The organism is Stenotrophomonas sp. NPDC077421 (assembly GCF_049545505.1).
Classification (GTDB): Bacteria; Pseudomonadota; Gammaproteobacteria; order Xanthomonadales; family Xanthomonadaceae; genus Stenotrophomonas; species Stenotrophomonas nematodicola.
The window spans coordinates 36,876-47,373 of sequence record NZ_JBMWDP010000033.1; the positions used below are offsets into that span (position 1 = coordinate 36,876).

The window sequence follows — 10,498 nt, forward strand, 5'->3', positions numbered from 1 at the left end:
AACGTCTGCCCACACGCATCGCACGCTCCCTATGCGGCTGATCCCGCCACCGGGCGGTTCGTCCATTCTAGAGCGTCGCCACGACCAAGGAATCTGAATACGCATAACGGGTACATGGCACCGGTCCGCTGGAAACAGTCGCTCCCACGTGCATCCGCTTGCCTGCCCGCTGCGTACCTTCAGTACCCCTCATTCCGAGGGCACACCAGATCAGGAGAAGCACCATGCACGCTCTTCTTCAACGCATCGCCGTCGCCGCCAGCTTCGCCGTACTCGGCACCACCCCTCTGCTCAGCATTGCCGCCGACACCGTCATGGTCGGCGGCGCGGCGATGTACCCGACGAAGACCATCGTTGAGAACGCCATCAACTCCAAGGATCACACCACCCTGGTCGCCGCCGTGAAGGCCGCCGGTCTGGTCGACACCCTCAACGGCAAAGGCCCCTTCACCGTCTTTGCGCCCACCAACGCCGCCTTCGACAAACTGCCGGCGGGCACCGTCGATACCCTGGTCAAACCCGAGCACAAGGCCGACCTGACCAGGATCCTCACCTATCACGTCGTCCCCGGCACCTACACCTCCATGCAGCTCACCGCCGACGCCAGAAAGCACGGCGGCACGGCAACGCTCAAGACCGTTCAAGGCGAGCCGCTGACCATCAAGCTGCATGATGGCAAGCTCTGGGTGGTGGATGCCAAGGGCGGCAAGGCGGCGATCAGCATCGCCGACGTTACCCAGTCCAACGGCGTCATCCACGTCGTGGACAGCGTGCTGATGCCCAAGTAACCGCACGGCCGGGCGGGCATTCACGGGAATGCCCGCTGCGGGTCGGCGTTACCAGGGCCGACGTGTAAACCTTCTCACCGCCTTCTGCATCCAACCTTGGATATCACCACAAGGCGACCGATATGAAGGCATGGATGTGGATGCTCGTGGCTCTTTTGGCTGCAGGCACGGTGCCGGCAGCCACGGCCGCCGCGCCGCAGGTGGAGACACGCGACATCGCGAATTTCTGGATCGCGTACGACGCCATCCGTGCCGAAACCGATCCGGTGCGCAGGAAGGCGCTGATCAACACGCTCTACATCGGCAAGGGCACGCCCGGCCTGCATGCCCTGATGCGGGCGCGCGGCTACACCGACGACCAGTACGTCGCAGCGATTGATGCCTGGCCGCGTTACTGGGCGTCGGTACGCCCGCTGACCGGTCGCGCCTTCGCCGCCACCGCCCCACTCGAGGCCGATCTGGCCACACTCAGCCGCCTGTACCCCGCCCTGCGCCCAGCGGGCATCACCTACGCCATCGGCGTGCTGCGCACCGGCGGCACTACGCTTGACGACAAGGTGCTGATTGGCGCCGAACTCGCCCTGGGCGACGACAGCGTCGATGTCTCGGAGCTTCCCGAGCCTCTGCAGACCCGGCTGCGCACCTTTTATGCATCTCAGCCGTTCCACAACAACGGGCAGAACAACATCCACGAGTACATCCACACCCAGCAGGCCGAGGCCGGCGATACCCTCGCCCAGTACGCACTGCGCGAAGGCGTGGCGGAGCTGGTGGCCGAGCTGGTCACCGGGAAGAAGCCCGATCTGCCGCTGTACGTGTACGGGCCGGCACACGAGGCCGAGTTGAAGGCACGGTTCCAGGCCGACCGGCGCGGGAACGACTACCGCGACTGGCTGTACAACAGCAGCAACAACCGGTTCGGGGTGAGCGACCTGGGGTACTACGTGGGATACCGCATCGCGAGCGCGTACTACGCCGCGCAGCCGGACAAGGCCACAGCGATCGCGACGTTGCTGGAGCTGCGCTATGACGATGTGCAGGCAGTGGACGCAGTGATCGAACGATCCGGCTACCTGCGCTGATCCGAACGACGTCCACGGCGGTGCGCGCCCTGTCGACAGGTACGCATTCGACGTCCCCCCAGCGGCAGAGTCCGGCGACGCTTGGCAACCCTGCGCCGATCCCGCACAGTTCCCCTCTGCCCCAGGATGCCGATGCCCCATGACACGCCTGCTCATCATCGAGGACAACCCCGAGCTGGTGGCCAACCTGTACGGCTTCCTGGAGCCACTGGGCTATGTGCTGGACGATGCACGCGATGGCGCCACCGGCCTGCGCCTGGCCACGCAGAATGACTACGATGCCATCCTGCTGGACCTGATGCTGCCACGACTGGACGGCATGACGCTGTGCCAGAAGCTTCGCGAGGAATTCCAGAATCCCGTGCCGGTGATCATGCTGACCGCGCGCGACCCGGTGGACGACCGGGTGCAGGGCCTGGCGCAGGGTGCGGACGACTACCTGGTCAAGCCCTTCTCATTGAAGGAGCTCGATGCGCGCATCCAGGCGCTCGTCCGCCGTGCCCAGGGCCGCAACGTCCAAGGCACGCTCACCTGGCAGGACCTGCGCGTGGACACCCGGGCGCCTCAGGCGTGGCGGCAGGGCCAGACCATCACGCTGACTCCGAGCACCCATAAGCTGTTGCTGTGCCTGATGCGTGCCGCGCCTGACGTGGTGAGAAAGCAGGAGATGGAATACCTGCTCTGGGGCGACCATCCGCCGGAAAGCGGTGCGTTGCGGACGCACATCCACGAGCTCCGCCAGCACACCGACAAGCAGTTTGCGAATCCGCTCATCGAAACGGTGCATGGCATCGGCTGGCGTCTGAACGCGCCCCGGACGCCCGCCCCGGAATGACCATGCAGGGAGACCCGTTGCCACCATGAAAGCGATCTACCGCCAGATGACGCTCAGAGCGCGCATCATCGTGTCGTTCGTGCTGCTGATGGTCGCCGTCATGGGGTTTGTGGTCGCCGCCGAGCAGCTGGACTATGACGAACTGCGCGCATACGTCATCTCCAGAAGCCTGCACGACGAGATGCATCGGCTGCAGTCGGAGCTCGCCAACGGCACGACGCCAACCCTCTCCCCCGGCAGCCAGCTCTATGACAGCCGTAGCGTACCCGATGACCTGCGCAGGTTTGCACCGGGCTACTACAGCGCCGACCCGCCCGACGTCTGGCACCTGCTGGTGTTCGACGGCGATGGCCAGCGCTACTACCTCCGGCAGGATGCAGAGCGCTACCAGTACCTGGAGCACGTGATTGACGGCTATGCGCTGGTGGTCATTCTGCTGTGCATCCTGTGCGCGTTCTGGATCGGACGGCTGACCGCGGCGCGGGTCATCGCCCCGATCACCCTTCTGGCCGATGCGGTGCAACGCAAGCAGACCCCCTTCCCGTTCCAGGATGCGCGCGATGAGATCGGGGTGCTGGCACGCGCCTTTGCCCGGCACAGCGACGAGGCGGAGCAGTTTCTGCAGCGCGAACGCTGCTTCGTGGGCGATGCGAGCCATGAACTGCGCACCCCACTGGCCGTCATCTCCGGGGCAGCGGAGACCATCGTTCACCAGCTGCCCGACGACAGCCACCTGAAAGCGAGTGGCGAGCGCATCGTGCGCACCACGCAGGAGATGCAGCGCCAGCTCACCTGCCTGCTGCTGCTCTCGCGCGACCCGCAGCGCCTCGCCAAGGAAGACGTGCCACTACGCCCGCTGATCGAAGAATGCATGACGCGCTGCCACCCCTGGCTGGCGGGAAAGCCGGTGACCGTGCGGCTGGATGCGCCACAGGCGCCGTCCATCCATACCAATGCCGAACTGGCGCGCAGCGTGGTCTGGAACCTGCTGCGCAATGCATGCCAGTACACCGATCAGGGCGAGATACGCATCGCCGTCCAGGGTGCCACACTGGCCATTGCCGACACCGGCCCGGGCCTGCCAGCCAGCATCGACCCGCAGCAGTTCCAGCGTTTCGCGCCCAGCCTGCGCGAGAGTGGCGAAGGGCTTGGCCTGTCGATCGTGCAGCGGATCGTGGACCACCTGGGATGGCACATGGCGGTCGAAAGCTCGCAGACCGGCTGTCGATTTACCGTGGACATGTCCGGCACCGGGCACGGAGCAGCGCAGAGCCGATAGCCGCGCGTCCACGCGCGGCCAGGAAAGCGCGCCATGCCGCGCCGGTCCTGACAGCTTCCTGACGCCGCCTTCTCAATGATCTGCCTCGATCACGTCCTTGATGAGAAGCAGATGCAAGCGCCAGACCCCGTCGGAACCGGCAAGTATCGCCACGGCAGAACCGGATTCAACCGGATTCTCCACACGTTGATTCATTCGCGGGATGGCTTCCTGGCAACCGTGCGCGGCGAGGCCGCCTTTCGGCAGCTCCTGGCTCTGCATGGCGCACTGATGGCAGGCACGCTGCTGCTTGATGTCACCCCGGTGGAGCGTGCGCTGATGCTGGCCGCCAGCTTCATCAGCCTGATCGTGGAGCTTCTCAACTCGGCCATCGAAGCCGTCGTTGACCGCATCTCGCTTGAGCGCCACCCCTTGTCCAAGAATGCCAAGGACATGGGCAGTGCAGCACAAACCGTCGCACTGATGATGGTGGGTGCCGTGTGGATGGCCATCCTGCTGGGACAGGACGCCACGGCGCTTTGATCCACACGGACCACCGGGACGCACCGCGTCATTCCTGACAACTTCCTGATACGAGCATTTTGATACTGCGCGCACTCTTCATTCATTGGACGAATGCGCGTGCTTCAACGCCTGACCTCTGTGCGGCTCAACCCGGTACAACTGACATGGGTAGCCGCACTGTTCTTCACCACCCTCGGCAACATCGCACTGTGGCAGACGCTATGGACCCACCTGGAGCTGGATGGCCTGCGCGGCGTGCTGTTCGCCCTGAGCCTGCCGGTGTTCTTCTTCTGCCTGTTCAACCTGCTGCTCATGCCGGTGCTCGCGCTTCCGTATCTGCGCAAGCCCCTGCTGGCGCTGCTGGTGATCATCAGCGCCGCCTGCACGTACTTCATGCTGCACTACAACGTGCTGATCGACCGCAGCATGGTGCAGAACGTCTTCGAGACCAACCAGGCCGAGCTCGGGTCCTACGTCTCCGTTCCCCTGCTGCTCACCATCGTGGTGCTCGGTGTCCTTCCGGCTGCGGCAATGGTGTCGCTGCGCATCGGCAGCGCATCGGCGGGAAAGACCGCCGGCTGGATGCTGATCAATGCAGTGGCAACACTGGTGATCCTGACCGTAGTGTCCATGTTGTTCTACAAGGACTACGCCTCCCTGCTGCGCAACAATCGTGAGCTCAGGGACCAGGTGTTGCCGGTCAACGTCGTACGCAATGCCAATGGTTACCTCAAACGCAGATATCTCACGGTGTCACGACCGCTGCAGGCCGTTGCCGGGGACGCCACCCGGCCGGCGATGGTCGCCGGCAGGCGGCCGAGACTGGTGATTGCCGTCGTGGGCGAGACCGCGCGCGCACAGAACGTCCAGCTCACTGGCTACCCGCGCGAAACCAATCCGGTACTGTCGGAGCGAGGGGATATCATCGCCTTCAGGAACGTCTCATCCTGCGGCACCGCCACCGCCATTTCCGTGCCCTGCATGTTTTCCCGGATGGCACGCAGCCAGTACGACGACGTGCGCGCCGCAACCGAGGAGAATCTGCTGGATATCCTGCAGCGCACCGGCGTGAACATCCTCTGGCGCAACAACAACAACGGTGGCTGCAAAGGGGTGTGCGCACGCGTGCCCACCGATGACATGCCCACGCTCAAGGTGGCCGAACACTGTGTCAACAGGGACGGCACCTGCTACGACGAGGTGCTGCTGCATCAACTCAATGCGCGCATCGATGCCATGCAGGGCGATGCCCTGATCGTGCTTCACCAGCTGGGCAGCCACGGCCCCACCTACTTTGAACGCTACCCGCCGGACGCGGCCGTCTTCACCCCGACCTGCAACAGCAATCAGATCCAGAAGTGCACCAACGAGGCGCTGATCAACACGTACGACAATACGCTGCGCTACACCGACCGCATGCTGGGCAGGACCATCGAGATGCTCGAAAGCTATTCGGACCAGCGGGACGTGGCCATGATCTACGTTTCCGATCATGGCGAGTCGCTCGGCGAGCGCGGCATGTATCTGCACGGCACGCCGTACGTCATTGCGCCGCCGGAGCAGACGCGCGTGCCCATGTTGATGTGGTTCTCGCCGGCATTCGCACTTCACGCCAACCTCAACCTGGCCTGCCTTCGTTACCATGCCGAGGGAACCCCGTACAGCCATGACAACATCTACCACGCCGTCCTGGGCCTGTTCGATGTCAGGAGCAGTGTCTACCAGCGCGATCTTGATCTGTTTGCCGGCTGCCGCTCCGGGGCGTGACCGCCCTTGCCACCTGCGCCGTCACGTTCGCCGCAGGCGGATAACCGCCTGGGCGTGCTCGAGCAGCAGGATCGTTTCCCCCTGCACGGATTGAAGCATCGCGGCGTCACAGCTGCCGTCTGGTACGGGGGCGACAAGCAGGACGCCGCCGGCCATCAATCGCCGGCGACGACCGGGCATTACCACCCCGATCTGCCTGCCGTGAAACCGCCGCGAGGGCGCTGATTGTTCCGGCCAGTGTTCCGCAAGCTCTTATCAGGTACTTCGGGGATACTCCAGGTGCGTGATTTTCGTGGTGGGCCCCTTCCCCATCGTCACGGGCGACCCGACCTTCATTGTCGATGGCCAGCCTCTGGCCAGGCACGGTGCCTACCTGGCCTGCGGCTGTCAGGTACTGCCGGTCAGGCAGAGCACAGTTTCGGTGGACTCAGGCGGCAGCGGTGGTGCACGCAGCGGCTCTGCTGCCGCATCTACCGTCATGGCCTCGCCCGCCGGGTTTGTGGCGAAGGGCACGACCGCGCAGGCAACCACAGCCTCGCCCCCGCTCAAACAGGTGGTGGTCTCCATCTGCTGGCCGCCGTGACCGTGGAGTTGGGGGCGCGCGGGCGGGTTTGGCTATGCAGCCGCGAAGGCCGACAACACCGGCGCCCGTATCGGCAAGCGGTTGCTGCACGTGATGGAGAAAGTGGAAGACGCCTTCAAGGGCTTGGCGAAGGCATGACGCGCACGCAAGCGGCGCCAGCGTGATGGGAACCGAACGCCTGAGGGCAACAGGACGGTGGCAACCAAGCGGCTGTCCAAGCGCATGCCACGCAAGGATTCACTGTGCTTCAGTCCGCAGACGCTGCCAGCGTCCAAATCCAAGGAGATGGATCGGCAATGGAAAGGTCAGGAGCAAGGGCTCAATGATATGAGCGTTGAAGAGTACCTTGAGGCGCGCAAGGCGCTTGATCCGAAGAATCGGGATCAGAAGGCTGCCAAGGCTGCAAGAGCAAGCTTCAAACAGAAGACCCAAGCTAAAACGTTCAAGGAGTTGAGGTCGTCGGGTAGTTCGCTGGAGGAAGCGGAGCGACTTGCCCAAGAGCATGCTGATGCAACGATGGAAACAATGAACGCCCTTCACAATCCCGATCTTGTTGCAGGGGGTAAGGATAAAATCGCTGATTTTGGGGATGGCGAGGTGAACCAGACCATCGGCCGTCAATGGAATCATAAGAAGAAAGGCCAGACAACGCGGATCCAGGACTTGGATGACGCAGCAAGCAAGGTGCCGGTCGGCGAGCGAAAGGGAACTAAAATGAACGGCGGACTGGAGCGTTGCAAATGATCAAAATGCTCGATGAAGATTTCGAATACTTCTATAGAAAAAAGGAATTCGGACCGGCGGTTGACGCCCAGCCTGTGCCGAAATCCAAGTTGGACCACTACAGGGGTAAGGTGCCAGATAGGCTACTGGAGTATTGGCAGGCGTACGGCTTCGCCGGTTACGGCGGCGGTCTATTCTGGATGACCGATCCGGATGACTACTCCGAGGTCCTCAACGCCTGGCTGTACGGGACCGAATTCTACGGAACCGACAACTACTACGTCATCGGCCGTAGCGCGTTCGGTGATCTGACGCTGTGGGGAACGAAGACCGGTCCTAGCCTGACCATCGATTGCCCGTGGGCGATGATCTTTCCGGACGACAACGTCGCCTGGATGAGAGAAGGTAAAGGAGATTTTCTGATTTCAACTTGGCTGTCCGGAATGCAGTCCGATGGACTGGATCAAACTGATGAGAAGGACGTGCCTCTCTTTGATCGAGCAAAGAGACTTCTAGGCCCTCTTTCCCACGACGAAATGTATGGCTTCGTCCCGGCACTAGCTCTAGGCGGGTCATGCCGCCTCGATCACTTGAAGAAGGTCAAGGCCGTGGAGCACCTAATGTTCCTCGCCCAGCTTGGAGAACGCAGAATCATGGTGGACATCGTGAAAGAAGCGAAAGACCGCGGTGTCTGGAAGTAGCCCATGCCCGGTCATCCTGTCGGACTGTCATCGGCCCCCAAGCCACTGCCTCAAGGCCAAAACCCCTATTTTTTTTGAGAGTTCAGCCTTTGCTGGACTACATGGGATCATCAAGTGGTGGGCCCACCAGGATTCGAACCTGGAACCAAAGGATTATGAGTCCTCTGCTCTAACCGTTGAGCTATAGGCCCTTGCGGCCGCACAGTGTAGTAGAGCCGCGCCCGGCCCTGCCACTGCCTGCGGGCATGCCACGCACCCCTCATCCGAACCGGTGGCGCATCGCATCGACCTGCCGTGCATTGTCCGCCGCCAAGGCGCGCAAGGCGGGCGAGCGCAGCAGGGACGAGCCCGCCACCCGCTGCCAGTAGTCGAGCGCCACCGGCGCGGCCCATTGCAGGTGGGCGAGCTGGCCGCTGCGCTCTGGCGCAACCGGCCCGAGCGGCGCTGCCGCGCGCAGCACCCCGGTGCGCGAGGGGGCCAGCGACATCGGCAGCATGTCGTAGACCGGCGCCAGCGGCAACGGACCGTGGTCGACCAGATGGAAGCCGAGATTGCCGTGGTGCATGTCGCTGTTGCCGATGAGGCGGCCGAAGGCATGCAGCCGGGCTATGTGCGTGGCGGTGGCGGCCGTCAGCCAGCCCTGCGCGTGCAGCTGCTCGCCCGCGCGCGCCCAGTCCAGCGTGACGTCTCCCACGAACGCCGCAGTCAGCGACATCAGTGACACGAAGCCGCGGCGGCCAAGCACGTCCGGCGTGCGGTCGAAGCGCTGTACCTCGAGGAAGGCATGCGTGCTGGTCTGGAGCAGCTCGGAAACGGCCGCATCCAGGCCTGCATCGCGCAGGCACTGCAGCGCGAGGTGCTCGCACACGAGCAGGTCGGCCCAGCGCTCGGCAGCCTCACCGGCGGTGGGCTGCGCGAACTTCACCAGCACTGCCTGGCGATGACCGTTGTGCGTCACGGTGGCGGTGAACTTGGGTTGCTCCCCGCCGGGTGATGAACCGACATCCTCGCCCTCCAGGACGGCCGCAGCGCGCGCAGGATAGTCGCGGACACGCTGGTCGGCCTGGACACCGTCCGGCGGCGCATCCAGTTCGGCCAGGGCTGCGGCGACGGCGTCGCCCCCCAGCAGCAGGTCGCCGATGCCGGTACCTCCGGCGCGCACCAGCGCCTGCAGAATGTCGCCCTGGTGCCAGCGGTTGAGATCGTCCGGCACGCCGAGATTGCGTGCGCGGCGATGGGCGAAGGTGCGGCCGAGAAACCCCTGCGGGCGCAGGTCATCCAGGAACCACGGGATATCGGGGAACCAGCCGTCGATGGCACCGTCCGGGGCGCGGTTGAGGTTGGGCCGGGCGGTGCCGACGTCCAGGTGGAAGGCATCACCGCTGAGGGCGATGAGCGTGCCCAGCTCTTCCAGGCTGGCATCGGGGCGGAGGCGGAACAGCGGCCATTCGCTGCCTGCGGCAATAGCTCGGCGGGCGGCGTAGGCAGTAGCGCGGCCCCGGCCCAGGCGGGCCACGCGGTCGCCGGCGTCGGCCACCAGTCGGCTCAACGTCATCCGGGTGGCGCCCAGACGCTCGGCGAGCGCGGCGGCCGCTACCACCTCACCGGCCGGAAGGCGGTCGAGCAGATCCTGCACGGTGTGGCGGGTGGGACGGGCCATGCTGGCGGACATCCGGACTGATTATGTTACGAATATATAGACGTAAACACGAAGCTTCGCAAGGACGTGTACGTCTATCTTACTGATAACAGAGCTACTTTCATCGTGTTGTCCGGCCATCGATCCGTTTTTATGTTACGAATCATGTTACATAAATGGGAGGCTGCAACGGTACCATGCGAGGAGCGTCCGGGTCGCGTGCGTACGCCCCCCCGACTGCCGCGCTGCACGCGGGCAGCCGACCGACGGTCGGCTCCACCGTCGGGGCACCCGCTCCCGCCACCCCATAAAAAAACCCCGCCGAAGCGGGGTTTTTTCATCAACGCACCAACGCGGAGATCAATCGATATCCAGGAAGCTGCGCAGCTGCTCGGAGCGGCTCGGGTGACGCAGCTTGCGCAGCGCCTTGGCTTCGATCTGGCGGATGCGCTCGCGGGTGACGTCGAACTGCTTGCCGACTTCCTCAAGGGTGTGGTCGGTGTTCATGTCGATGCCGAAGCGCATGCGCAGCACCTTGGCTTCCCTCGGGGTGAGGCCGGCCAGCACGTCGCGCACGGTTTCAGACAGATTGATGTT

11 protein-coding genes and 1 tRNA gene are annotated in these 10,498 nt (G+C 64.0%); 9 read left to right on the top strand and 3 right to left on the bottom strand.

What is annotated here, in order from left to right:
• The first annotated feature begins 224 nt into the window (after positions 1-224).
• The 9 genes from ACPEH1_RS16000 to ACPEH1_RS16040 all read left to right on the top strand — a co-directional run bounded on the left by ACPEH1_RS16000 (position 225) and on the right by ACPEH1_RS16040 (position 8,262).
• Entirely contained in the window at positions 225-788 is a 564-nt protein-coding gene (locus ACPEH1_RS16000) for a fasciclin domain-containing protein (RefSeq protein ID WP_017354811.1), read from the top strand.
• A 134-nt stretch (positions 789-922) separates the two neighbouring features.
• Positions 923-1,870 carry a hypothetical protein gene (locus ACPEH1_RS16005; protein ID WP_153164871.1) on the top strand — a complete coding sequence of 316 codons (948 nt, stop codon included), beginning with the start codon at positions 923-925 and terminating at the stop codon, positions 1,868-1,870.
• 139 nt (positions 1,871-2,009) lie between these two features.
• On the top strand, positions 2,010-2,705 hold the full coding sequence (locus tag ACPEH1_RS16010) for a response regulator transcription factor (RefSeq protein ID WP_017354813.1): 696 nt from the start codon (positions 2,010-2,012) through the stop codon (positions 2,703-2,705).
• Between the two features lie 25 nt (positions 2,706-2,730).
• Entirely contained in the window at positions 2,731-3,984 is a 1,254-nt protein-coding gene (locus ACPEH1_RS16015) for a HAMP domain-containing sensor histidine kinase (RefSeq protein ID WP_313242526.1), read from the top strand.
• 111 nt (positions 3,985-4,095) lie between these two features.
• The gene (locus ACPEH1_RS16020; RefSeq protein WP_026070571.1) at positions 4,096-4,506 is read left to right on the top strand and encodes a diacylglycerol kinase; all 411 of its coding nucleotides are present in this window, start codon (positions 4,096-4,098) and stop codon (positions 4,504-4,506) included.
• 93 nt (positions 4,507-4,599) lie between these two features.
• On the top strand, positions 4,600-6,255 hold the full coding sequence (locus ACPEH1_RS16025) for a phosphoethanolamine transferase (protein ID WP_423716045.1): 1,656 nt from the start codon (positions 4,600-4,602) through the stop codon (positions 6,253-6,255).
• Positions 6,256-6,538: 283 nt separating this feature from the next.
• Positions 6,539-6,838 (top strand): PAAR domain-containing protein, encoded by a 300-nt coding sequence (locus ACPEH1_RS16030; protein ID WP_423716046.1) that lies wholly within the window; start codon positions 6,539-6,541, stop codon positions 6,836-6,838.
• 195 nt (positions 6,839-7,033) lie between these two features.
• Complete coding sequence (locus ACPEH1_RS16035; protein ID WP_423716047.1) at positions 7,034-7,582, top strand: polymorphic toxin type 15 domain-containing protein; 549 nt, start codon at positions 7,034-7,036, stop codon at positions 7,580-7,582.
• Positions 7,579-8,262, top strand: a complete 684-nt coding sequence (locus tag ACPEH1_RS16040) for a GAD-like domain-containing protein (protein WP_423716048.1) — start codon at positions 7,579-7,581, stop codon at positions 8,260-8,262. The genes ACPEH1_RS16035 and ACPEH1_RS16040 overlap by 4 nt, the downstream gene beginning before the upstream one ends.
• 115 nt (positions 8,263-8,377) lie before the next feature.
• Here the strand turns inward: ACPEH1_RS16040 and ACPEH1_RS16045 are convergent.
• From ACPEH1_RS16045 to ACPEH1_RS16055, 3 genes are all read right to left on the bottom strand, one after another.
• Positions 8,378-8,453: transfer RNA gene (locus ACPEH1_RS16045), tRNA-Ile, on the bottom strand.
• A gap of 68 nt (positions 8,454-8,521) precedes the next feature.
• Positions 8,522-9,922 carry a type II toxin-antitoxin system HipA family toxin YjjJ gene (yjjJ, locus tag ACPEH1_RS16050; RefSeq protein WP_423716049.1) on the bottom strand — a complete coding sequence of 467 codons (1,401 nt, stop codon included), beginning with the start codon at positions 9,920-9,922 and terminating at the stop codon, positions 8,522-8,524.
• 339 nt (positions 9,923-10,261) lie between these two features.
• A partial coding sequence (locus ACPEH1_RS16055; protein ID WP_423716050.1) for a sigma-70 family RNA polymerase sigma factor occupies positions 10,262-10,498 on the bottom strand: 237 nt, incomplete at its 5' end.

Excerpts from the sequence above, each read along its gene's own strand:
- ACPEH1_RS16000 (WP_017354811.1), top strand. The coding sequence starts at position 225 with ATGCACGCTCTTCTTCAACGCATCGCCGTCGCCGCCAGCTTCGCCGTA.
- ACPEH1_RS16005 (WP_153164871.1), top strand. The coding sequence starts at position 923 with ATGTGGATGCTCGTGGCTCTTTTGGCTGCAGGCACGGTGCCGGCAGCC.
- ACPEH1_RS16010 (WP_017354813.1), top strand. The coding sequence starts at position 2,010 with ATGACACGCCTGCTCATCATCGAGGACAACCCCGAGCTGGTGGCCAAC.
- ACPEH1_RS16015 (WP_313242526.1), top strand. The coding sequence starts at position 2,731 with ATGAAAGCGATCTACCGCCAGATGACGCTCAGAGCGCGCATCATCGTG.
- ACPEH1_RS16020 (WP_026070571.1), top strand. The coding sequence starts at position 4,096 with ATGCAAGCGCCAGACCCCGTCGGAACCGGCAAGTATCGCCACGGCAGA.
- ACPEH1_RS16025 (WP_423716045.1), top strand. The coding sequence starts at position 4,600 with ATGCGCGTGCTTCAACGCCTGACCTCTGTGCGGCTCAACCCGGTACAA.
- ACPEH1_RS16040 (WP_423716048.1), top strand. The coding sequence starts at position 7,579 with ATGATCAAAATGCTCGATGAAGATTTCGAATACTTCTATAGAAAAAAG.
- yjjJ (WP_423716049.1), bottom strand. The coding sequence starts at position 9,922 with ATGGCCCGTCCCACCCGCCACACCGTGCAGGATCTGCTCGACCGCCTT.